Source organism: Candidatus Binatia bacterium (assembly GCA_029248525.1).
Classification (GTDB): domain Bacteria; phylum Desulfobacterota; class Binatia; order UBA12015; family UBA12015; genus UBA12015.
The window spans coordinates 14,741-38,842 of record JAQWJE010000002.1 but is presented as its reverse complement, the minus strand read 5'-3'; the positions used below and the strand labels follow the sequence as shown (position 1 = coordinate 38,842).

The 24,102-nt window shown below is 60.5% G+C and carries 18 protein-coding genes; 10 read left to right on the top strand and 8 right to left on the bottom strand.

All coding sequences use genetic code 11. From position 1 onward, the window contains the following. Positions 1–32: 32 nt before the first annotated feature. The 3 genes from ileS (at position 33) to P8K07_00150 (ending at position 6,564) form a co-directional block, all read left to right on the top strand. Complete coding sequence (ileS, locus tag P8K07_00160; GenBank protein ID MDG1956932.1) at positions 33–3,317, top strand: isoleucine--tRNA ligase; 3,285 nt, start codon at positions 33–35, stop codon at positions 3,315–3,317. Positions 3,318–3,417: 100 nt separating this feature from the next. After that, complete coding sequence (folE, locus tag P8K07_00155) at positions 3,418–4,125, top strand: GTP cyclohydrolase I FolE (GenBank protein MDG1956931.1); 708 nt, start codon at positions 3,418–3,420, stop codon at positions 4,123–4,125. A 36-nt stretch (positions 4,126–4,161) separates the two neighbouring features. Beyond that, entirely contained in the window at positions 4,162–6,564 is a 2,403-nt protein-coding gene (locus tag P8K07_00150) for a PEP/pyruvate-binding domain-containing protein (GenBank protein ID MDG1956930.1), read from the top strand. Positions 6,565–6,727: 163 nt separating this feature from the next. Here the strand turns inward: P8K07_00150 and P8K07_00145 are convergent, their stop codons facing one another. From P8K07_00145 to P8K07_00135, 3 genes are all read right to left on the bottom strand, one after another. Further along, on the bottom strand, positions 6,728–6,883 hold the full coding sequence (locus P8K07_00145) for a hypothetical protein (protein MDG1956929.1): 156 nt from the start codon (positions 6,881–6,883) through the stop codon (positions 6,728–6,730). Positions 6,884–6,996: 113 nt separating this feature from the next. Continuing rightward, entirely contained in the window at positions 6,997–8,352 is a 1,356-nt protein-coding gene (locus P8K07_00140; protein ID MDG1956928.1) for an AarF/ABC1/UbiB kinase family protein, read from the bottom strand. A gap of 68 nt (positions 8,353–8,420) precedes the next feature. Beyond that, positions 8,421–9,671, bottom strand: coding sequence for an MFS transporter (locus tag P8K07_00135; GenBank protein MDG1956927.1), 1,251 nt, complete (start codon positions 9,669–9,671; stop codon positions 8,421–8,423). Positions 9,672–9,984: 313 nt separating this feature from the next. Between P8K07_00135 and P8K07_00130 the strand changes: the two genes are divergently transcribed. From P8K07_00130 to P8K07_00100, 7 genes are all read left to right on the top strand, one after another. Further along, entirely contained in the window at positions 9,985–10,959 is a 975-nt protein-coding gene (locus tag P8K07_00130) for a hypothetical protein (GenBank protein MDG1956926.1), read from the top strand. A 44-nt stretch (positions 10,960–11,003) separates the two neighbouring features. Continuing rightward, the gene (locus P8K07_00125; GenBank protein MDG1956925.1) at positions 11,004–11,636 is read left to right on the top strand and encodes a hypothetical protein; all 633 of its coding nucleotides are present in this window, start codon (positions 11,004–11,006) and stop codon (positions 11,634–11,636) included. Continuing rightward, complete coding sequence (locus P8K07_00120) at positions 11,633–13,309, top strand: ATP-binding protein (protein MDG1956924.1); 1,677 nt, start codon at positions 11,633–11,635, stop codon at positions 13,307–13,309. Before P8K07_00125 ends, P8K07_00120 begins: the two co-directional genes overlap by 4 nt. Before the next feature lie 54 nt (positions 13,310–13,363). Then, entirely contained in the window at positions 13,364–14,749 is a 1,386-nt protein-coding gene (locus P8K07_00115) for an NAD(P)-binding protein (GenBank protein ID MDG1956923.1), read from the top strand. 151 nt (positions 14,750–14,900) lie between these two features. After that, complete coding sequence (locus tag P8K07_00110) at positions 14,901–15,056, top strand: hypothetical protein (protein ID MDG1956922.1); 156 nt, start codon at positions 14,901–14,903, stop codon at positions 15,054–15,056. 57 nt (positions 15,057–15,113) lie between these two features. Continuing rightward, positions 15,114–16,277 carry an aminotransferase class I/II-fold pyridoxal phosphate-dependent enzyme gene (locus tag P8K07_00105; GenBank protein ID MDG1956921.1) on the top strand — a complete coding sequence of 388 codons (1,164 nt, stop codon included), beginning with the start codon at positions 15,114–15,116 and terminating at the stop codon, positions 16,275–16,277. Positions 16,278–16,311: 34 nt separating this feature from the next. After that, complete coding sequence (locus P8K07_00100; GenBank protein MDG1956920.1) at positions 16,312–17,154, top strand: patatin-like phospholipase family protein; 843 nt, start codon at positions 16,312–16,314, stop codon at positions 17,152–17,154. Between the two features lie 6 nt (positions 17,155–17,160). Here P8K07_00100 and P8K07_00095 read toward each other — a convergent pair whose 3' ends face one another. The 5 genes from P8K07_00095 to P8K07_00075 form a co-directional block, all read right to left on the bottom strand. Beyond that, entirely contained in the window at positions 17,161–18,726 is a 1,566-nt protein-coding gene (locus P8K07_00095; GenBank protein ID MDG1956919.1) for an SGNH/GDSL hydrolase family protein, read from the bottom strand. A 286-nt stretch (positions 18,727–19,012) separates the two neighbouring features. Continuing rightward, entirely contained in the window at positions 19,013–19,897 is an 885-nt protein-coding gene (locus tag P8K07_00090; protein ID MDG1956918.1) for a S1-like domain-containing RNA-binding protein, read from the bottom strand. A 68-nt stretch (positions 19,898–19,965) separates the two neighbouring features. Then, on the bottom strand, positions 19,966–20,796 hold the full coding sequence (locus P8K07_00085; protein MDG1956917.1) for an MOSC domain-containing protein: 831 nt from the start codon (positions 20,794–20,796) through the stop codon (positions 19,966–19,968). After that, complete coding sequence (locus tag P8K07_00080) at positions 20,793–22,949, bottom strand: hypothetical protein (GenBank protein ID MDG1956916.1); 2,157 nt, start codon at positions 22,947–22,949, stop codon at positions 20,793–20,795. Before P8K07_00080 ends, P8K07_00085 begins: the two co-directional genes overlap by 4 nt. A gap of 17 nt (positions 22,950–22,966) precedes the next feature. Continuing rightward, positions 22,967–24,019 (bottom strand): SGNH/GDSL hydrolase family protein, encoded by a 1,053-nt coding sequence (locus tag P8K07_00075; GenBank protein ID MDG1956915.1) that lies wholly within the window; start codon positions 24,017–24,019, stop codon positions 22,967–22,969. Positions 24,020–24,102 lie beyond the last annotated feature (83 nt).

The following is a 24,102-nucleotide window of genomic DNA, read 5'->3' as shown; positions in this document are numbered from 1 at the left end:
TTGGCGCGGGGTCCGTTAGAGTGCAGAGGGATATGCCCAGCCAGGAAAAAAGCTTCTCTGCGCCGCCGTCGGAGCTGGATCTGCCTCGTCTGGAACACGAGATTCTCAAGTTCTGGAAAGAACAAAAGGTCGTCGAGCGGAGCATGGAGCCCGAAGGGAAAGACGCGGCCGAGAGACCGGCCTTTGTCTTTAACGACGGACCTCCCTTTGCCACCGGCTTGCCCCATTATGGGCATTTGCTCGCCGGTACGATCAAGGACGTCATTCCCCGCTATCAATCGATGAAGGGCTATCAGGTCGAGCGTCGTTTTGGATGGGATTGTCACGGACTGCCGATCGAGAGTCTGGTCGAGGAGGAACTCGATGTGCACGGTCGCGCGGAAATCGAAGCGCTCGGCGTGCCCGCCTTCAATGAGCATTGCCGCAAGAACGTCCTCCGCTTCACCCGGGAGTGGGAGCAGGTGGTCACCCGCATGGGTCGCTGGGTCGACTTCGAGAATGACTACAAGACCATGGACCGAAGTTTCATGGAATCCGTGTGGTGGGTCTTTCGCCAACTTTGGGACAAGGGACTGATCTACGAGGGGCATCGCGTGCAGCCGGTTTCCCCCGCCCTCGGGACGACTCTGAGCAACTTCGAAGTGGCGCAGGGGCCGCAGGAGCGCGATCCCGCAACTCGTAAAGACGGTCATAAGCGGCGTCAGGACCCCAGCGTCACGGTGCGCTTTCAGCTCGAGGACGAAGAGGCTTCTCTTTGGGCCTGGACGACGACGCCGTGGACTCTGCCCAGCAATCTCGCTCTCGCGGTTCACCCTGATGTGGAATACGTGAAAGTACGGGTCGTGGACTCCGGGGAGATCGCCTATGCCGAGCCGGGGCGACTCGCCGACTACCAGGCACGCGAGCGAGTCGGGGCCACCGAGGAATTGGCGCGGGTGCGCGGCGCGGATCTGGTGGGGCGACACTACGTTCCCGTTTTGCCCTATTTTGCAGATCAGGCCGAGGCAAGCGACGGCAGCCGTCAGGCCTTTCGTGTCGTCGCGGCCGATTATGTGACCATCGATTCGGGCACCGGGATCGTCCATCAGGCACCGGCTTTTGGCGAAGACGATTATGCTGTGGGACGTAAGGAGGGACTGCCTCTGGTCAATCCCGTGACCATCAACGGTGTTTTTGATTCCACCGTTCCGGATTTCGAGGGTCTTTTCGTCAAGGATGCCGAGAAGGGCATTCTGGACAAGCTCAAGCAGGGCGGTCGTCTGGTGGATCAAGATGTGATCATGCACCCCTATCCGCATTGCTACCGGACCGATCAGCCTTTGCTCTATATGGCGCAGAGTACCTGGTTCATGCGGGTGGAAGATCACCGCGACGAGCTTTCCCGCAACAATGAGGACATCCGTTGGGTGCCCGACCATGTGGGACGCTCTCGTTTTGGAAACTGGTTGGAGAACGCCCGCGACTGGAATTTGAGTCGGAATCGTTATTGGGGAACGCCGCTACCCATCTGGCGCTGTGATGAGAATCCGAGCGAGATGGTTTGCATCGGGTCGTGCGCGGAGTTGGAAACGCTCGCAGGATTGGAAGCGGGCTCGATAGTGGATCTCCATCGCGAGTATGTCGACGATATTACCTTCCCGTCACAGGCCACGCCGGGCGGCACCATGCGCCGGGTCCCGGAAGTCTTCGACTGCTGGTTTGAATCGGGCTCGATGCCCTATGCCCAGAATCATTACCCGTTTGACGAGGACAAGCGGTCCTATGTCGAGGACCATCTCCCGGCGGATTTCATTGCCGAAGGCTTGGACCAGACACGAGGTTGGTTCTACACCCTTCACGTTTTGGCGAATGCGCTTTTCGGCCGACCTGCTTTTCGCAACGTGATCGTCAACGGACTGATCCTTGCCGCGGATGGCAAGAAGATGAGCAAGCGCCTGAAAAACTATCCGGATCCCGCGGAAGTTATCGAGCGCTATGGTGCCGATGCGCTGCGCGCCTATATCATCAATAGTCCAGCGGTGCGGGCCGAGCCGATGCGTTTCGGTCGCGACGCGCAGGACACCGAAGGCGAGGGCGTTCGCGAGATGGCGCGCACGGTGATTCTCCCTCTCTGGAACGCTTATAATTTTTTGGTGACCTACGCGCGTGCCGATGGTTGGTCCCCGAGCACAGAGCCGACAGCGTCCTCGAGTACCAACGAGTTGGACCAGTGGATCCTGTCGCGCCTGCAAAGCTACGTGGCGGCGATGGGCGAAGAATTCGACGCCTACCGGCTTTACAATCTGGTGCCTGCCTTCGTCGAAATCTGCGAGGACCTCAATAACTGGTACATCCGCCGCGGGCGGCGCCGTTATTGGCGCAGCCGGGAAGAGGGCGGTGCGGACAAGGAGAGCGCTTATCAGACGCTGTACGAGGTCCTGGTGACGCTGACGCGCTCGATTGCGCCGATCCTGCCGTTCTTCAGCGAGTTCCTGCACCAGCGCTTGGTCGTCGAGGCACGGGCCGCCTCGGCCGATGAAGGCTCTTCGGTGCATCTCGAATCCTACCCGTCGGTGGTTGCCTCCAGCATCGATACGGATCTGGAAGCCTCCATGGCCACGGCGCGGCGAGTGGTCGGGCTCGGGCTCAGCCTGCGCGAGAGGGAACGGATCGGCGTGCGTCGCCCGCTTCCGGCCTTGACCGTTGCGAGTCCTGACCCAGCGATGCGGGCTGCCGTCGAGCGCCATCTATCGCATATCGTCGGCGAACTGAATGTGAAGACGGTCGCTGTCGTTGAAGCTGATGAAGATCTGATTCAAGTCAGTGCAAAGGCGAACTTCAAGAAGTTGGGCAAGCGGCTGGGCAAGCAAATGAAGCCGGTTGCCGACGCCATTGCCGCCCTGAGTGCCGAGGATGTGCGTCGTCTGATGGAGGGAGCGACTCTGGAGGTTCTGGGCGAACCCGTCGCGGGGGATGATCTTCTGATCCAGCGCGAGCCCTTGCCGGGCTTGGTCGTGGAGAGTGAGGCGGGGGTCACCGTGGCACTCGATACCGCAGTCGATGAGGCCCTGCTCCGCGAAGGTCTGGTGCGGGAACTGATCAACCGTGTGCAGGCACTGCGCAAAACGGCTGGCCTGGAGGTCAGCGACCGGATCCAATTGCGAGTGGTCGCCGCCGGCGAGTTGCAGAATGCGCTCGGGCAGGAAGATTTCTCCAGTATCCTGAGGACGGAAACGTTAAGTCAGGAACTGATTCTGGGGACAGGCGCTCCTCTGGCCCATGCCTGCCGGGAAACGATCGACGAGATAGCCGTGGAGATCTCGATTCAGGTATTATGATCCATGAGGGGCCGATCAAGCGCCCCACACGAGGCTTTCCTCTACCGCGGGACATTCGGGGCGGGGAGGGAGCAGGAGAAACATCATGAAGAATGACCCAATGGAAAATAGAGAACGAGTTGCAGGCGAAGTCGCGCGAGTGGCTCCCGTGCCGCTTCTCGAAATTCGCCCCGAGGCGGAAAAGGTCCGACGCGCCCTTCTGGAGCGCGGGCTGGAGACGCCCATGATCAGCTCGGAGCAGAGCGGATCTGTGAAAAAGGCGGCTCTCGAAAAACGCTTCCGCGAGATTATGGAGATACTCGGACTCGACCTTGCGGATGATAGCTTGAAGGATACGCCGATTCGCATCGCCCGCATGTACGTCGATGAAATCTTTGGCGGCCTCGATTACATGAATTTCCCCAAGCTCACGGTCATCAAGAACAAGATGAAGGTGGACGAAATGGTCAAGGTCCGGAAGATCAATCTCTCCTCGACCTGCGAGCACCATTTCGTCGTAATCGATGGGTTCGCCACGGTGGCTTATATTCCCAGTGATTGGGTGATCGGCCTCTCCAAGATCAACCGGATCGTGCGATTCTTTGCCCAGCGTCCCCAAGTGCAGGAGCGCTTGACCGAACAGATTCTGCTCGCCCTGCAGACGCTTCTTGGCACCAAGGATGTTGCCGTCAGCATCACCGCCACACATCATTGCGTAAAGGCGCGTGGCGTGATGGATGGCAATAGTGAAACTTCGACAACGGCCTTGGGCGGCGCTTTCAAGGCAAATCCGGATACGCGCAAAGAGTTTTTGATGCATCAGTCCTGATGGGCGCGGACGCAGGGTAACGAATCGATAGAACGCATGGAGCACGCTCCCCGAATCCTGAAGATTTCCGAGGTTGGCGCCGCCGAGGTTGGTGGCAAGGCTGCCGGCTTGGCGGATCTCCACCAGATGGGACTGTCGGTCCCCGGAGCATTTGTGATTCTCGATGCCCGGGAAGCTGAATTTCCCGAAGACCTCGAAGAGCATTATGCGGCTCTTGGAAGCGGTGCGGTTGCGGTTCGTTCTTCCGCTATCGGGGAAGACGGACAAGATGCCTCCTTTGCCGGCCAATACGCCACCGAACTGAATGTCCGGGGGGTGGAAGGCCTGCGCCGTGCGATTGGCGTTTGTGTTCGCTCGCTTTCGTCAGCGGCCGTCGATGCTTATCACGACGAGCAGGCCGATGGCGGCAGCGGTCGCATGTGTGTGGTCGTGCAGCGGATGGTCGAGGCCGCAACAGCCGGCGTCCTGTTTACCGCTGATCCGGTATCCGGTCGCCACGATCGGCTGGTGATTGATGCCGTTCGTGGTCTGGGCGAGTCGCTCGTCAGCGGCGATGTGACACCTGACCATTACGTGCTTGCGCCGGACAATGCCGTACTTCGAGTGGATCTCGCCGGCAGCGAGCAGCTGCTTCAAGGCGCGGAAATCGAGGCACTGGCCACCGGAGCGCGAGCCGCAGTCGCGCAGCGCGGGTATCCGCTGGACATGGAATGGGCGATTGATGCAACGGGCGAATTGCATTGGCTGCAGGCTCGCCCGATTACTACCCTGGGCGTGGACCTCGACGACGGATTCACGCCGATCCCGGCGGATCAGGTTGTCACTCGATGCAACGTCGGGGAGATGATGCCGGGGCCGGTCTGCCCTTTGACCTTTTCGACGCAGGGGCGCGCCATCGAGCATGGCATGCAACATATGCTGGTCAACTATGGGGGTCGGCCCGCGATCACCCAGGAGTGGACCCAGATCAACCTCTTCTTCGGTCATATGTTTATCAATATGACCGGTGGACTCGAGGGCGCGCGCTGGGTTTCGCTGACCAGTGCAGAAAGGATCGGTCAGGCACTTTGTGGTCGCCCGGTCCCGGAGTTGCAGGAGCCGGCGAACCCGAAAAGCCTGCCGCGACGTTGGTGGGGTTCGCTACAATTCATACGCTATTGCCTGCGTGCGACGCGGGTGATCGCGGAGTTTGATTCACGCTTTCGACACTTTCATGTCCGTTATCGAGATAATTCGATGGATATGGTCAAGGAGATGGAAAACCAATTCGGCTGGTTGTTGGAAGCCGACGAGGTCCATCTGCGGTCTTCGGCATACTCGGGAGTGATGGAAGGCGTCATCCAGGGCGTCGTCGAGAGAGAGCCGTCCGACGGAACCCCCGAAGCGGCCTCCGCCCAACAGGCCGAGGCCGCGCGACTGCTGGCCGGCGCGAGTTATGTCGAGAGTGCGATGATGGTGTCTCATCTCGATGAGGTGGTCGATGAAATTGCGACGGACCCAGAGGCCGCCGCGCATTTCCGGTCGCTGGCCCCAGAGGACGGTCTTGCCTGGCTGCGGAGCGAAGCTTCGGGTGCTGTGGGTATCAATTTCGATCGTTTCCTCCACCACCACGGGCACCGGGGCTATCGTGAGCTTTGCGTGCGGGAAAAAGCCTGGGCCGACGAACCGGCACAGGTAGTCCGGACCATGCAGGCGTCTGTTCTGGCGCGCTTGGCCGGAAACTACGAAGCAAAGACCGTCGCACCCATCGATCTGGCGGAACTCCCGCGGGCATTGCGCTTTCTTTTACCCCGCGCTCATCTGGCGATCCGGCAACGAGAGCAGACCAAGTCGATGTTGGTCGACGCAACTTATCGCCTGAAATGTGGTTATCGTCATTTGGGGGTCTTGCTGGCTCGTGAAGGGCATCTGCCCGACGAGGATCTGGTATTTTTCTTCTCGCGTGATGAGTTGTCGGCCTTCTGTCGGGCACCGACAGCGGAAGAGGCACTGCGTGCCGAGCACCGCCGCCGCGCACTCGATTTTCAGTCGAAGCTCGAATTCCAGGACGTCTATGTCGGGCGAGCAGCGCCGGTGGATCCCGAGCCTGTCGAGGCTTCCGGCGACGGCCAATACGTTGGCCGTCCGGTGAGTCGCGGAGTGGTCGAGGGAGTTGCTCGCGTCGCGCTGAGTCTGGAAGAGGCCGCAGCTCTGCAGCCGGGCGAGATCCTCATCTCCCATATTACGGATATCGGCTGGACGCCGTATTTCAGCTTGATCGCCGGGTTGGCGACCGATGTGGGGAGCGCGGTATCGCACGGCGCGGTGATAGCCCGGGAGTACGGGCTACCTGCGATCGTCAATTTGCGGGTGGCCACGAAAGTCATCAAGACCGGAGACCGGGTTCGTCTGGACGCTGATGCGGGGATCCTCACCCTATTGCAGGGTGAGTCTCAGTGATACGCGCCAGTTAATCGAAAGACGCGTTTCAGGCGTTCGCCTTGTTCAGCACAGGTCTTCTTCTCGAACGCCGACAGGCCTTCGGTCGTCCGCGAAGGCGAAACGAAAAAAAGAGCCGGTACCGGCCTTTTGCAGACCGGTACCGGCTCCTTCACATTCTTCTTTACTCAGCCGCTTCTTCCGGGTGCTCGGCGCAGTCTTTACCTTCCTCGCAAGCAGCCTCGTCACCGACACCGCAAGAGCCGCAATGGGCGGCCACGGGGCCGGCAAAGTTCAGAGTCAGCAAGAGGGCCGCGAGCATTGTCATCGTCGTTTTCATGGTTGTTCTCCTCGTTGATTGGTCAGGCGTCCAAATGGGCGCGTGTAGCAAGGGTAGCACCCTCGCGGTTTCGGGGAAATGAGCTGTGCCTATCCTCGCCCCGTATCTGAGAATTAGTCTTGCAGTTCCAGCGGTTTCTCCAGAGAAAAGTTACCGGAAAGAAATTCCTGAAACATGGCATAGCTGTCGATCCGCGCTCCCAGTTGAGAGCATAGAAGGAAAGTGCCGCCCAATTTTCTTTGAATAAAGACGATTTCGGGTGGAGGCGGAGCCAGCCCGCCGAGGGTTGCCGCCAGTTCGACGGCACGATCTCGAGCACGGCCCTGCAGATCACTGCTTCCGTAGTCATAGTTTCCTGGCTTGCGAAGCGGTTCCACGGAGAGGTGCAGAAAACCGGCGACGCCTTCGAGCTGGGGGCGCGGGGAGTCGGCAGGAGCCCACTCGTATTCCAGAAGGAGTTCGATGACACGCTCCATATCGTCGTTCACGGCCGCGGTCACCAGATTTTGATACCGGTTGCGCAATTCTTCCGGGATCTCGATCGTCGATCCGAAATCCAGCAACACCATCTGTTTTTCTTCTGGGTGCCAGAGATAGTTCGCGTAGTTCGGATCGGTCTGCATGAGACCGAATTGGAAAAGCTCGCGAAAGACGACGGTTTGGGCCAGCCGGCCCAGGTAGTCGCGAGTCTTTTGATCCGTATCCTGTTCCCAGACGCGGCACAGGGGTGGGGCGTCGATCAGGTCCATCGCGAGAACGCGGGCGGTGGTCAGGTCCGCATGGCTGCCCGGCACGGTCACATCGCTCATGTCGGAGATCTTGTCGCGGTAGGCATCGAGGAACCGGCGCTCCTCGAGGTAGTCGGTCTCCTGACGGAGTTGGCGCTTGACCTCTTCGAGCAAAGGCGCCAACTCGAATCCCGGAGGGACGAGTCGTGCGGTCTGGATCAGCGAGCCAAGATTGTCGACGTCGCTGTCGATGCTTCGTGCCACGCCGGGAAATTGAACCTTCATCGCCAGACGGCGACCGTCGCGGGCGACCGCTCGGTGCACCTGACCGATGGACGCGGCGGCCATGGGCTTGGTTTCGAATTCCTGGAACAGACTCCGCCAGTCTTTGCCGAATTCGGAGACCAGGACCATTTCCAGTTGCTTGTCGCTCATGGTGTCGCCGTCGTCCTGTAATGCAGCGAGGGCCTCGGCCAGGGGAGCGGGAAGAAAATCATCGCCTTCGAGCGAGAGCAGTTGGCCGAGTTTCATGGCGGCGCCACGCATGCGGGCGAGATCCCGGGTCAGGCGACGGGGATTGATCCCCGAGGCCACCAGATCTCCGATGGATTTGGCCTCGCCAGTCCACCAGGTTCGTGCGGTCTCGACGGCAGTGCCCGCGGCCACATCTGCGGCCATGGTACCCATGCGAAAGAGTCGTTCGATTCGGCCTGCCGGCACGCGGGATTTTCCGGAACCCATGGGCTTCCAGCTTAGACCTCAGTCGCTGTGGCGCAACCCCCGCCGAGGGGCGCTTTTGGACCGATTTGCTACCCGATAGCCTCAAGTTCCTGCGTCAGGGTCCGGCTGGCGAGGAAATAATGAGCCGCGGCCCAGCAGTTCAAGGGGATCACGACAAGCATCGCATAGCCCAGTGAGCGGTCCCCGAAGCTCGGTTCGAGAGTCTGGCTGAGGCTTCCGATGACCAGCGGCCCGAGTCCCAGACCAATCAGATTGGTAACCAGCAAGGCAATCGCTGAGGCCATCGCCCGCATGCGGACCGGCGAGAGCGATTGGACCATCGCAAAGCTGGGCCCCGTGTGGACCGCTCCGAAGAGATTGGGAAAGATCAGAAGGCCGATCACGATGGCAAACTCCTGCGTCAGACAGATCCACGCAAAAGCTGGCAGACCGATCAGCATGGCGGCGCCCGGAAACCAGACGTACCATCGCTTGTCACGCAGGCTGAGTCGATCGGTCGCAAAGCCGCCAATCAAGGTGCCTGCGATCCCGCCGACCAATCCGATGGGGCCCAGCCAGGAGCCGGCTTCGCCACTGCCGATGTCGTAGCCGCGCATCAGGAAAGCGGGAAACCACGTGCCCACGCCGTACCCGCTCAAACCCGCCAGCGACAGCCCTGCGAGAAGATGCCGGTAGGACTTTATCTGCCAGAGGCGGTCGAGCGATTCTCGAAAGCTGGGGCCTGCGTCCGAAGGGTCCCCATTGGCTGCGAGGGTGCGCGGCGGATCTTTCACAAATGCCTTGAGCAGTATCGCGAGGAGGATGCCGGGAAGTCCGACGACCAAAAAGGCGATCCGCCACCCCCAAATCTCATTGATCCAACCACCCACCATGAGTCCGGCAACCGATCCGATAGGAATGCCGAGCTGGTAGATGGCCATCGCGCTGGCGCGCTTCTGTTCCGGATAAAGATCGGCAATGATCGAATGAGCAGGCGGCGTGCAACCGGCTTCACCGATACCCACGCCAATCCGGGCCAGCCCCAATTGCCAGAAATTTTGAGCCAGGCCGCTAATGGCCGTCATCACGCTCCAGATGCCCGCGGCCGCTGAAATGATGGAAATCCGATTGGCCCGGTCGGCCAGCCTTCCGATCGGGACCCCGAGTGTGGCGTAGAAGACCGCGAAGGCAAAGCCCGTGAGCAGGCCCAGCTCCGTGTCCGAAAGGCCCAGATCCGCTTTGATAGGCTCGATCAGGACCGACAGAATCTGGCGGTCGACAAAGTTGATCGAGTAGATGGCGACCAGGAAAATCAGAGTTTTACGAGCTTCTGGTGGCATTGCTGGGTTCGTATCTTTCATGAGTTCAAGCCCATTCTCCGACTGTTCCTGCGTTGCGAAAGATGTTTTTCGAAGTCGCTCGCGCCGCTCATGCCTAGCGGAATGCGCTCTCCTGATCGAATGCCGCGCATCCGTACCCGGTCATTTCGTCAAGATCGGTGCCGATCGTGGGGGAAGTGTATTGACCGCGCAGATCAAATGGCAGACCCTATGAATCGGCGTGTTTGTTTATTGGTGCATAAGTGTTCTTTTTTCTGTCGTTTTGTTCGTTCCGGGCGCTCTTGCGGCAGAGGAGGTCTCCGATCGGGAGCTTTTGAGCAGTTCCGCCTGGAATGCGGATGCCACGCTTGCTTCGCGGATGCAGGAGAACCTGCGTCTCGAAGTCGACGTCAGCCAGCGCATCGGTTGGTCGACGAGCGCTGCCGCCTGGAGCAATGTGGAAGCGGTCGGTCTGGATATGTTGACCGTGCTGGGCAGCGAAACTCGCGACTGGTTGCGTGTGAACCTGCAGCTTTACGCCGTTCGCGTCGATGTCGGACAATCTCATCCACTCGCTTTTGACGGAACGGGTGAATGGAAATTCCAGCCTCGAAACTCGTTTCTGGATATTCTCCTGATGCCGCGGGGCGTGCTAACCGCTCGAGTCGGCCATTTTGAACTGCCCTATGGGCTCGAAGCCTATATCGACACCAACGGTACCCTGCGCCAGTATACCACCGGCCGGGATTTGGGGATCAAGACGGATTGGGGCTCTGCGCTTACAGGGACCTCGGCCGGCCTCGAATGGATTGCCTCGCTGTCGCGTGGCAGTGGCAACGAATGGAATGGCAGCGGCGACCCCTGGCTTGCTCTGGGTCGCGTCGGCATGCCGCTGGACTCCGCGAGCAGCCTCGGTCTGACCGCGGCGGGTGGTGACATCCGGGTTGCCGGGAAAGCGCCGCCGCAGTCCCGATGGCGTATGGCCCTGGACGGTCGCGTCGAATTTTTCAGCTTTGATCTCCTCGCCGAAGTCAGCGGGGGGCAGGACCAGGGGGATGGCCGTGTGGGCGGCGTGGTCGAGCTGGATTGGCGGAATCGCTCGGAGGTTTTCCTCGGCTACTTTCAGTTCTTTCCGCAGTGGAGAGGGGGCACAGGCGCGCCGGGGGGACGCCTCGAACTCCGGACGGGCTTCCTCTGGCGCATCGTGCGTGGCCTCAGCCTGAGTGCTGAAGTACGCCAGATTGCGGCGGCTCCCGATGGGGAACCGCATGCGACCGGCCTTTTTACCCAATTAAGGTACCGTCTATGAATTTTCTCCCGCGCAATCCTTTGGGTTCTGGTATTCTACCGGCGATGCTGAGGGTGATTTTTTGCGTCGGATGGATTTTGACGGCGATGCCGAGTTCGGCAGAAGCTCAGGCATTTTGCGCCTTGAGAGACCCCCATACGGCCATCGCAGAACTGTTTCCGGAAGCCACAACGCATCGCTCCATGGTCCGACGCTTGGGGCGTGGTGAGCAAGTCGAATTGCAACAGCGCTTTTCCGAGGATCTGCCCAACTACGAGTTCGGAGAGCATACCGTCTATGCCGTGTTCCGAGGCCCGGAGCCTCTCGGCGTGGTTCATGTCCGTAGCGAAAAAGGGACTTGGGGGCTTTTGGAGGTCGCCTGGGCTCTGGACCTCGACCTGCGTGTCCAAGCTTTTCGATTGCAGCGCGGACATGAGCCAGGCGCCGCGGATCTGATGGCGGGCGAGTTTCCCGACCGCATGAAGGGGATGGGGCTCGACGATCTCTCGCGAGAAAAGACGCTGGGGCAAGAATCCTTTCTTCTCGCAGGGCTTCCGAAGGATCAGAAAAGATTCGGCGCGACGTTGGTGCAGGCCGCTCCCCGAGCGATTGCGGCCACGCGCGTGGGCTGGGCTTCGGAATTGGCGCAACTGCGTGATCGTCAGGATCGCTACCTCAATTCCGGTGGCGCCGGATGACGATTCGCCGGAGCGCGCGGCAGCAACTTTTTATCGCGATTGCTCTTGCTGGACCGCTTTCCTTTCTTGTCGCCATGACGGTCGCTTGGTCGGGGGCCGAGCTGGAACGAGAGGCGCAGCCGATCGACTCCGAGAGCGGGTTCCTGCGAGACCTGGATCGGATGGAGATTCAGGTCGACGATCTTCTCATCAAGGGCGATTTGGCGATCGGCTCCGGAGTCGTCTACCTCCGAACGCCGGCCCTCCGAAGCCTCACCCTTCTGCAGAAAGAAATCGCCGGCCTGACGCGCAAGAGCCTCCGGCCGGCCCAAAAATCATCGCTGGGCGCGATGAGTGACTCGCTGATGGTGGTCCGCCAAATCCTTCTGAAGGTCGACGGTTTGGAGGCAGGGTCCTTGAAGGAAGCCTTGCGCGGCTTTGATCGGGAAGCCGGGATGTTGGTCCGCAGCGCGGAGAGACTTCGGAACGAAACGGAACAGCAACTCGCCGATCTGCGCATGGACCTGCGCGAGAAGCGCCGTCAGCTCCGAGTGATGTTGGGCTTTGTGTCGGTGGCGTATGTATTCCTTCTGGTTCTCGTCTGGCGCTGGACGACACGCGCGATCGTCGATCCTCTGCAGGAGTTGGAGCAGCGCGCTGCAGCGAGTCTTCGAGAGGGCGCGGCTTTTCGCGTCGGCGAGGAGGGCGGCGTCGAGGTTTATTCTCTGGCGCGCACAATCTCGGCTCTGGTCGGCTCGCTCGAGGAGCGTGTTCGGCAGCGCACGCATGAATTGCAGGCGCAGACAGAGACTCTGGAACACGAAATCGAGAATCGCGCGGAGGCCGAATCAAAGCTGGCATCCGCATTGGAAATGGCAGAGTCCGGCAGTCGGGCAAAGACTGACTTTCTCGCCCAGATGAGCCACGAACTTCGGACACCGCTCGGGGCCTTGCTGGGGTATGCCGACATGCTTTCCTCCGGTGAGTTGGGGGCGCTCGAGCAGGAAAGCTCAAAGGAGGCCATGAACCGGAATGGCGAATACCTTCTCGGCTTGATCAGCGATATTCTCTCCATCAGCGAAGCCGAGTCGGGGATGCGGAAGACGGAAATCTCGGAGGTGGATCTGGTGAAGGTCGGCCACGAGGCCATCGAGACATTTGCTCCATCGGCGGCACGGTCGGGGATCGGACTGAACTTCGCCATCGAAGGTGGAACCCCGGAAACGATTCGTACAGACCCTCGAAATCTGCGCCAGATTATTTTCAATCTGATGGGGAATGCCCTGAAGTTCAGTCCCGAGGGGGAGGTCAGCCTGAAGATCGGGCCCTCGGTCGATGCCACACGCCCCGTTCGTATCTCGGTCCGGGATTCCGGGCCGGGGATTCGCCCCGAGGACCAGGAAAGAATCTTCGACGCCTTCTTCCAGGTGGACCCTGACAGCCAGCACGGTCTGAAAGGCGTGGGACTTGGCTTGGCGATCTCCTCGCGGCTAGCTGCTGCGATCGATGGGGTGCTGGAGTTGGACTCCGAGGTCGGAAAGGGCAGTGTCTTTCATCTGCACCTGCCCTTGTGGCCGGGCAGCGAGGCCTCGCTGAGTCTGACGGGGAGTCCTCGGGAAAGCTCGACCAGGCCCTCGTCCTATACCCGCAAGAAGAATGGCGACGAGTCGGGGACAAAGTCCTCCTCGTCCTGACGCGTAAGTCGAGGTTTCAGGAAGGGCAGTCGCTCGAAATCCGGAGAGATAGTTATGTCAACAAAGAAGCTGGAAGCCGACTATTTAGTCATTGGTGCCGGGGCCATGGGGATGGCCTTTGTGGATGAGCTTTGCACGCAGGACCCGGGTTGCTCGATCGTGATCGTGGACCGGCATGCGAATCCCGGCGGACATTGGAACGATGCCTATCCGTTCGTGACGCTTCATCAGCCTGCCTTGTTCTATGGCGTCAACTCTGAACCCCTCGGTCGTGGTGGTGAGGATCTCTCCAGCGGTGCCGAGATTCTCGCCTATTACCAGCGAGTCATGGACAAGATGTTGCGCTCCGGTCAGGTGAAATACTTCCCTCAGAGCGAGTCGATGGGGGGCAGCCGGTTTCGCTCGCTGCTCGAGCCCGAACTCGAGCATGAGGTCCTGGTGCGCCGGAAGATCGTCGATGCGACCTATATGAATGTCGAGGTGCCCTCGGTGCGGGGGCCTCAATACGAGGTTGCTGAAGGCACGGCTCTGATGCCGATCAATGGGCTGGCGAATCTGTCGGAACCTTTCGGGGCCTACGTTGTGATTGGTGGGGGGAAGACCGGAATCGATGCCGTTCTGCTCTTGCTGCAGCGCGGTGTGGCACCCGATCATATTCATTGGGTAGTGCCCAATGACGCCTGGTTTCTCGACCGTGCACAGATCCAGCCGAACCGTCCGGCCGGCGAAGGGCTGGGCGCCCAGATGGAAGTCCTGTTGGCGGCGGAGACTCTGGATGAAGGAATGCAGCAACTGGCGCGAGCCGGTCGATTGCTGCAACTCGACCCCGACGTATGGCCGACGAAATATCGCTGCGCCACGGTGAGCGGTGCTGAACTGGACGAGCTGCGCCGGGTCCGTCAGGTGATCCGCGACGGTCGGGTGGTTCAGGTCAGTCCCGGGGCGATGGTGCTGGAGCACGGCGAGTGGTCCTCGGACGAGAAGGTGCTGTTTGTTGATTGTACGGCCGACGGGCTCGCGCGGCGCGACCGTTGCCCCGTTTTTGAGGGGCCGCGGATCACCCTGCAATCGCTGATGATGTGCCAGCAGGTTTTCAGCGCCTCGCTGATTGCGATGGTGGAAATTCGCTATGCGAGTGACGAGATCGAGCAGAACAGGCTCTGCCAACCGGTGCCGCATCCTGTCGATACACGGGACTTCCTGGTGGCCTTTGCTCTGACCGCAGCTAATCTGCAAGCCTGGGGTGCGGCCTTTGGCCGTTGGTTAAGACGCAGTCGGTTGTCGATTCTCTCCCATGAATCTCTGCCGAGTCTGATTCGGCAGGCTTGGCATGCGCGCAAGAATGTGGCGGCTGGGCCCGAGCGTATCGAAAGGTTGCTGGCTCAGGAGTTCCCCGAGAACGAAATCGGCCGCGAAACTCAGACAGGCGGGGGCGATTGACCCCGGTCGGTGTTTCGAGCAGTCTTCTGGTGTGCCATGCTTATTTATTGTCCTCGCCGCCTTTTTCCCACGTGTCGTGCTTTTTTTGCTTTGGCTTTTTCAGCCCGCATTTTTCTCCCCGGAGTTTGATGGGCAATTCTTGTGGCCGTTATTGGGTTTTCTTTTTCTGCCCTTCACCACGCTGATGTACGCGGTCTTCTTTGACGCCGCGCTAGGCGGGCTTGCTGGCCCTGGGGTGATCGCTGTTGTGGTAGCGGTTCTCCTCGATCTGGGAATCGTAGGCGGCGGTGCCCGAAGCCGGTTGTAAGAGCCGGCCGATCGAACCTGGAAATTTTTTGCCCCATTCTTCTGAGGAATCAAAATCATGAGTCGCCATCCGAATTTTCATCCGTCCAGCCGCGGGGCCGCCCCGAGCATTGCGGAAAAGCTTCACCAGCGCGCCCGAGAGATCGAGGCCACCGGTCAGGATATCATCAGCCTGCAGGTCGGACAGCCCAGTACCGGAGCCCCTGCGGGATCTCTGGAAGCCGTCCTTGCAGCGAGCAAGAATTCGACGCTCGGTTATACCGGGGCTGCGGGAAACGAGGACCTGCGCGAGAGGCTCGCGCGGCAATATGACGAGCTATACGGTGTCAACGTCGACCCGGAGAACGTGATCATCAGCTTTGGTGCCTCGGGCGCCATGATCCTTGCGGTCCTCGGGTGCTTTGATGTGGGGCAGCGGATCGGGATGCCGGCGCCGTTCTACTACGGCTACCGCTACGCACTCGACACACTTGGGGTCGAGTGCGTTCTCTTCGAGACGTCCATGGAGAATGGTTTCCAACCGACCGTTGCCGATCTTGAAGCGATCGAGGGCGGGATCGACGGTCTGATCGTTGCAAGCCCCGGCAATCCAACCGGTTCGATGCTCACCCCGGACGAGCTCAAAACTCTCGCACTCTATTGCGAGAAGAACGGGATCCGGTTCATCTCGGATGAGATCTATCACGGGATCGTATTTGACGATGAGACGCCTCAGGCTACGGCATGCGCTTTCTCCAAGGAGGCGATCGTCGTGAACAGCTTCTCCAAATACTATTCCATGGCGGGTTGGCGGCTCGGTTGGATGGTGGTTCCTGATTATCTGCGCGGGCCGATCTCGGATCTGGCACATAATCTCTACCTCTGTCCACCGGCACCTTCTCAAGTCGGTGCGTTGCACGCGATCGATTGTCGCGACGAACTCGACCAGCATGTGGTTCGTTATCGCAGGAACCGGGACTTGATTCTCTCGCGGCTGCCCCAGCTCGGCTTTGATCGATTCACCTCCCCGCACGGGGCATTCTATTTCTATTGCCACGTGGAGCATCTGAGCGAAGATAGCGTGACCTTCTGTATGGAAATGATGGACAAGGCCCATGTGCTTGTCGCACCCGGTTCCGACTTCTGTCCCGATGCCGGGAAGCATTTTGTTCGCCTCTCCTATGCGGGATCCACGGCAAGCATCGAGGCCGCGATCGATCGCATCGCGGCCTGGCGCGGCTAGGCCCGTTTCGCTCGCGACCGGAAACACGACTGCAATGAAGGACTTTTCGTATGATGGGCTGGTTCTGGCGGGGGGCGGTTGCCGCTGCTTCTGGCAGATGGGCTTTTTGGAGGTGCTCACGAGTGAGACAGATTTTGCACCCCATGAGGTTGGCGCCGTCAGTGCGGGTTCCGCCATGGCCTGCGCTTTTTTCGCCGGGGTAGCGGATCAGGTTTTCGCACATTTTTCGCTGCGTGCGGAGGGGAACGAAGCGAACGTCTACCCGAAAAACCTTTTTGGTGGCGGGAGCCTGTTTCCGCATGAGGAAATTTACCGCGACACGATTCTCCACTGTATCGACGGGGCCGCACTGGATTGTTTGCATCAGGGACCACGAGTCCGGATCCTTTTCGCGAGATTGCCGGGTTGGTTGGGGCCCCGCATGGGTGTCGGTGCGGGGCTGCTCGCTTATGAATTGGAAAAAATTCTGAGTCCGAGTCTGCACCCACGGCTGGGTGCGGCGCTGGGGTTTCGCGAGGGGGTCGGTGAGGTCCTTGACTGCCGTTCGCCCGGAGACCTCGCGGACCTGATTCTCTGCTCTTCCTGCACGCCGCCGTTCACGCCGGTTTTCAAGCGTGATGGAGAACCGGTTCTCGACGGAGGCCTGCTCGATAATGTACCGGTCGGGATTCTTTCCCCCGAGCGCGAGAAAGTCCTTGTTCTTTTGAGCCGCCGCTACGATCCCGAGTTGCTCAAGGGGTTCCCGGGCAGGACCTACGTTCAGCCCTCGGCGGAGATGCCGGTGAGTAAATGGGACTATACGAGCCCCGAGGGGCTCGCGGCGGCGCGAGATATGGGTCGTCGCGACGCCGAAGCGTTCATCCGCACGCCGGGCTGAAGTGGCTCACGGATCCGGTGCGTACTCGCGCGCCTGGAACTCAAGGCAACGAGCCTTGTGGGCCTCGGGGGCGGTGAGGCCGCTCCACCAGCCTGCGTCCTGCAGTTCGCGCGCGATAAAGTATGCCTGCCAGCAGTGCGCAAACGTCGTTGGGTGAATCGTGTCCCAGAAGAGGACGCGATCGGCGTTGGCGCAAATGTCTTCGGGGCGGGGGCTTCCCAGATAACCTCCCGTGAAACATCGATCCTGGAGTTGAATCGAGCCGGTGTCGCTTTCGACATCGACGCGCTGCGAGGTGATATCAAAGCCGAGGTCGAAGGGCGTGCCGGACTCGTCGAGAGTGAAATTGGAGTCAAGAATGCTGGCGAAGAGCGCGGCGGTATCGGGACTCAGGATCTCGGCTTCAGGAAGTTTCGCCCGGAGATCGCCAAGGGCCGCCGCGAGTTCCTGGTTGTGGAACTCGCTGAGCTGACTGAGGCGACTGGCCAGTGCGATTTTCTTTTCGGCCGGGGAGGGATCAGGCTTCTCGCCCGTATAGGTATTATTTTGTAGGACGATCGGGGTGGCCCCGAGGTCGGGCAGGTTGAGGACGATGAACCGGCGTGCGCCGGCTTCGTAGAGGTGAAGGATTTGTTCTTCCATCGATTGAATCACCCGGCGCGCGATCGTCTGATAGCCGCCGGTCGCCATTGGTCGATCCAGCAGCGTCTGGATGGTTCCATCGAAGGGAATTTTTGCGAGATAATCATTGGCTCCGCCCCAGAAGAGAAAGATCGTCTTGTCGGGGTGGTCGATCGTGCCGGATTCGAGAAATCTCTCCGTATAGTCCTCGATCTGCAGCCCGAGGCTGCCGCTCACAAAGAACTGACCCTCTTCGGCCATTTTCGTGATCATGTTCTCGCCGGACATCAGTGAAGTGGGGTGAACCGAGGCGCCGCCGTAGGCGTGGTTTTGCACCGGGACGTCGAGGATCCGTTCCAGATAATCAGCCCAGTTCGGACCATTCGAAAAGCGTCCAATCCAATAAGGTCGCCCGGGGAAGATGCGCAGGCGATTCTTCAACTTGCCCGAGTCCGACAAGCTGTCGCCGAAAACAACGACTCGAGTCACGGGCTCTTGCCCTGTCCGCGGGCGGGGTGCGAGGAGGGGCACGTTGATACCTTCTCGCCGGCGAGCGGCGCGCACATGACCCAGCGAGTGAAAGGCGCCGCGTTTACTTTGTCGGATCGTCTTTTGGCAGATCTCGCGAAGATCATTGAACCCGACGTTGCGGACGGAGGGGTCTTTGCGTGGCGTGTTCCGAGCGACGACGAGGAACCCGTCCTGGAGAGTGCCGGTGACCGCCACGGGCAGTCCCTGTTCGTCACGGGCCCACAGCCAATGGGAGGTCTTTCCCGGGATACGATGATCGTGTCGCACGGATCGGACTTTCTCGCAGCGCAAGAGCCATCGGGATTCCTGACCGGGGGGGATCAGACGCGGCGCGGGTTCGTGCAGAACAGGGGCGCAGGCGGAGGCGAATGCGAAGGCAGCGAAAACTCCTCCCAGCAACCCTCGACTCCAGCGACTCATCCTCAAGACGTTAGCGGAAATCATCTGGCGGGAGAAGTTGAGGAGGGACTCTCAAACCTCGATGAGACTCCTGTTTTTTCGCCGCGCGAGTCTGAGAGTTGCAGATGGAAGCAGCCCGAAGGGCCCGGCCATCAGGGTGAGGAAAAGACATGGTGCTACCAGAGCGGGGGTTATCCCGGGCCGTGGCTCGACTTTCCCAAGCACCGAGCAAAAGGTCGCCAGCGAGATAGTGGATCCAACCCGCCAGGCGGGAAGGACCCCATCGTGGCAAACCGGAACCATCGTCTCAGGTGTCAGGGCTGCCCTCTCCCGGCTCGTCGGGGTCGACCAGGCGCAGGCCGTCTTTTTCGATCGTCAACTCGCCGTGCTTGAACAGGCCGCCGATGGCCTGCTTGAACACTTTCTTGCTGATTCCGAGCCTATCGCGGATTTCCTGCGGGTCGCTTTTGTCATGCAGGGGTAGAAAGCCATCCGGTGTCTCGGCGAGCATCTGAAGAATTCTCTCGGCGGCTCCACCGACACGCTGGTAGCCCGGAGGCTCGAGGCTGAGGTCCACGAGGCCGTCCATGCGGACCTGATTGATAAAGGCCGGGATGCGTTGGCCTCTTGCCGGGCCGGTCGCTTCCTCCGGCAGGCGCAACAGGCCCCAGTAGGCATCGTCGACGATGGCCTTCCAGCCGAGGTCCGTTCGTTCCGTGATCAGCAGGTCGACCTTGTCGCCGGGGCGCAGATCACGAGGCGCTTCCTTGCCGACGAATTTCTTGAGCTTTGCCGAGGCGACCAGGCGCTGGCTGGCTCGGTCGAGATCGATATAAACCAGCTCCGAGGTGCCGGTGCGGGCGTCGCGAATCTGTTCGCGGAAGGGGAGGAGTAGATCTTTGGGGAGTCCCCAATCGAGAAAAGCCCCGGCCCCGGCGACGTCGACGACCCGCAAGAGAGCAAACTCGCCGACAGTTGCGAGCGGTTTGCGGGTGGTCGCGTAGAGCTGGTCTTCGGAGTCGAGGGCGATAAAAATATCGATTTCATCACCGATCTCGGCCGGTTGGTCCCTCGGGATCTCCTTCCGGACCAGATGAAGTGGGCCGAGTGCGCCCCCGTCAAGAATCAGCCCGGTGGATTTTTCCTCCTGCACCCGCAGGCGATTATATTTTCCTATTTCAGGGGATGCCATTGCCGAGGAACTCTAACAGGATTGGCGAAGATCCGAAGGCGTGAGGTTTTGACTCGTTGCCGCGGTGCCTACCTGATTCGAAAGTCGGCCGGTACGTCGTCCGCGCGGCGTGTTTCGAGAACTTCGACGGGGTCGCCCGTTCGAAGGGTCGCCGGTTGTCGGGTGGCGCTATTTTGGCCGAAAAGGATGCCCGCAGGGCTTTTGCGAAAGGTGGCCAGGGTTCTCAGGGGTTCCTTGCTGGTGTTTCCGCTTGCAGGATCAATCGAGACGACCGAACAGCGATCGCAAGGTTTCAGAATATCGATCACGGCATCGCCGATGCGGATCGTTTTCCATCCGTCCTCGGCAAAGGGCGCACACCCTCGGAGCAGGATGTTGGGGCGGAATCGCATCGCTTCGACAGGCGTTTTCAGGCGGCTGTTCAGATCGTCCACGGACGCTTCCGAGAGGATCAGGATCGGGTAGCCATCGACAAAGCTGATGGGGGTGGTTTGTGTGGCCCAATCGGGGTTGGCAAGCCTGTGCATATTCTCGGGGCAGCCGACCAGAGCGACGTCTTGCCGCAGGAAGTCCGAGAGCCAGCGATCGGCATCCGGGCTGATCGCATGGGCGCCGCCGCGATGCCGCCAGACCTCGACGGGGCGCAGGGGGCCGTTTTCGATCGTGGTGGTGAGTGACTCGATGCCCGGGCCTGCCAAGGTTAGCCGATCCTGCTCTCGTCGGACAGAGACTTGGGAAAGTCGGGTCTCGGTGCGCTGGGTGATGAACTTTCCCGCCCTGTCGACAATCATCAAACGACGGTCATGCACCGGACCGCGTGCGTCACATTGGAGTCGCTCGAGATCGGTCGAGCGACAGCTTTTGATCGGATAGATATGAAGGCTGGCGACTTCGATCATGGATCTTGCCGGGGCAACCCTGCCGGTGTTGCCGTCTTTTCGGTGACGGCGGCATCAGGCCTGACCAAGGGCATGGTGTAGCGCTGGTATGCGGATCCGCCAGTGTCGATAAACCGGCCGGAGCCCCTCTGCTCGAGGCCGAGTTCCAGGGTCCAATCGCCAGGAGCGGACGGGGCGTAGATCAGGAACGGCGTGTGCAGGATTTCGCCCGGTCCGAGGTCGCGCCCAAGCAACATGGGCAGCGAGCAACAGGGATTCACGATCCCCGCAGCCGAGACCCACTGCGCGCGAATCGAGACTGCGTGTTCTCGATCGGCGGTCATGCCGGGCCACGTGACCTTGCTCTGGTTCTGGATGGTCAGATCCACCCAGTGCACAGAGTTCGTGAACCACGGTGGCGCGAGATCGGCAGTAATCGTTCCGTTCCTCTCCTCGGGCACGAGTGCGCGCATCGGGGTATTCGCGAGGGTGGTACCCTCCGGCGAAATTATATGTTCTCGAAGTCGATGCGTGTCACGCCCGCAAGCGCGTGGCATCTCGTAGACCACGTCGCGCCCGAAGCGCGCTCGTTCTTGCAGGCCCCAGCTCGCAAGGCCATGCTGCAAGCTCTCTTCCCTTTCGGGCAGCATTCCGTTGTGAACGATGATCCAGCGCAGATCCGTGTACTGGCAGAAGTCCTCGAGTGCTGAAGCCTGTGGAATCCGATGGGCCCACGCCATGAGCAATGGATGTGAGGGGGGTGGGTGGCCTGAGTAGCCATTGATCAGCGGCAGGCCGTGCCGGAGCGCCCCCCGCATCGCACGACCGGTTTGCGCGAGTGGTTTCTTTTCCAATGGGGATTGCATCGCGGGCAATTCCAGGACGGCACCGTCGGTTCCGTTCGCGGCCAGCCATTGATAGGCACCCAGGAAAAAGGGACCGCGTGGCACTTTGGTTGTGGGGATTGGCCATACGGTTTGGCTGCCGAAGATGAGCGCAATGGCAAGCGTGAGCAAAGCCAGGCCGCTGATACGACTGACGATCGCACCATAGCGGCGGGCAAGCGTGCGCATAAGGAGAGCCGCACCCAGCCCCGAAAGCAAAGCCAGACAGATATGGCAGATCACCAGGAATCGGGCGGGTGCGCGCATGGTGGCGAATCCTGGCAGGATACTCGCCAGTCCCTGATAGAGGCCCGGGATCTCCGTTCCGGGCAACAGCGGCGTTTGTGGGCCTGCCGCGAGCAGCAGGCCGAGACTCAGGCTGAGCAGGAGCGACAGCCGGATCGCTGTCGGGATATTTCGGTTCGCCATGCCGAGAATGGCAAGGGGCGCGGTGAGCCACCCTGTCCCGGACGAGAGTGCGAGGAGGCTCTGGCCCAGTGATGACGAATAGAGGTTGGCAATTTCCAGAGCCTGCTGGAGTTCGGGGTAGGTGCCGCCGGCCTGACGGGTGATGTAGGGAATGCTTACGATTCCGGGGACCAGCGTGCCGAGCAACAAGGCCGCCAGCGGACGAGCGCCGGTCCGGCCCGCCTGATGCGCCTGCCAGATGAGGCCTGGTGCCAGTCCGGCCGCGAACGTCCCCAAAATAAAGGCGAGATAAACACCCGCGAGGATTTGGATCGATGTGACCAGGATCAGGCCGCAGAAGTTGGCCCGGGTCGGTTTTCGCGCGACGCGGAACGAGAGCATGAAGACCAGCGGGAACAAGGAGATGGCGCTCTCGTGGAGCCTTGCCCATTGGTGGATGAGGAGGGGGTCGAAAGCCAGCAGGCTTCCCGCGAGGAGGCCGGCGACCAGAGAGTCTTCGAAGTCGCGCACCGCCCGATAGGCGGTGTACGCCGTCAGGAAAGTGACAGCCAGAAGGGTAAAGTTGTAGGTGAAGATCGGGTTGTCGGTAGCCAGCAGCACTGGTGTCGAAATGGGAGTGAGCCCGATCAGATTTTCCGATGCTGTTAATGCCAAAGGTGCGGGATGGAAAACGGTGGCCTCGAAAATCTCGAGAGGTGCCGTGATAATGGCCCGAGAAGTCCACGCCAGGATCCAGACGAGCAGATCAATATCGGCACGGAGCCAGGGGTTGGCTGCGACTGGCAGCATATCTCCGAGGCGTGTGGCCAGAGGCCAAGAGACCATGGTGGTGAGCACAAGGAAGAATCCAAGCGCCGGCAAATGCGATTTCCAGGGAGTCACCGATTCCCCAGTCGAGATGCAATTGCCTCGGCAACCAAGGCGTGACCTGCGGCATTCGGATGCATGATATCCATGAAGAGATTGGGCGTCTGTGACTGGGCGAAGACCGGATGGAGGTCCAGGCAATCCAGTTCCTCTTCCGCACAAATTTTCTCGAGGCGGATTTGCGGGATCATATCGGCTTTCGCTGCGCCGATCTGGTCACCGTCGGGCAGAATCACGATCAGAAGACCGATGTTTCGCTCTTCTGTTTCCCGTTTTATTTCGCGAAGCGCGGCGTGCATGGTCGCCATGCGGCTGTCGGTCGGATTGCGCCAATATTCCTTGCGCAGGGCGGAAACGTAGAGGTCGAGAGGCTCGAACTCGGTCGATACTGCTGCGGAGGAGGGGGGTGGCGCCGGCTCGCCGAACCAGACGCTCCCTCCGGTCCGAATCAGCCATTGCAGCAGGAGGTAGAATTCGGAGACGTGTGCCGGGGACCAGGCAGAGATCGTTTCCTCGCGGTTCAGGGTCAGGACGCCACGCGGACCAACCGACGGGGTCTCGTCATAGTCATTCAGGTTCAGGACAAGCACGACCGTCTCCGGGCGCAGGTCCAGTGCGGTCGAGCGCAAAACTTCCAGCTCGGCAACGGTATTATAGCCCTCGACGCCAAAATTCAGAATCTCCCAGGGCGCATCGGTCGTCTCGGCCAGTTGCTCGGCGATCAGAGTGGGGAAGATCTCGGTCTCGGGCATGCGAAAGCCGAAGGTCACCGAGTCCCCGAGAATCACAACTCGCCGGACCGCAGGGCCGGGCAGGCGCTCGACTTCCGGGCCACGGAAGCCGAGTTGGTTGGTCCGCACGGGCACGCCTCGAACGGTTCCGTCTACGCCCGGCCGCATGCGATAGCTCAGACCAGTTTCGGGGGCAGCGACAAAAAGTTTTCGCGGGAATCCGTTCGCCCGGTCCACGAGGTTGAGGGCTCGGCTCAATACCTCGCCCAGGCCGAAAAAAAGCAGGGCCATGAGTGCGAGCAGGCTGAGCCAGCGGGTTATATTCGATCTCATCAAGATGCCATTGCCTGAAGCCCCTGTTGGCCGAAGGGGGAGCCGGGAAGGGGAGGCTTTTGTCTACCCGAGATGCGCCCGGC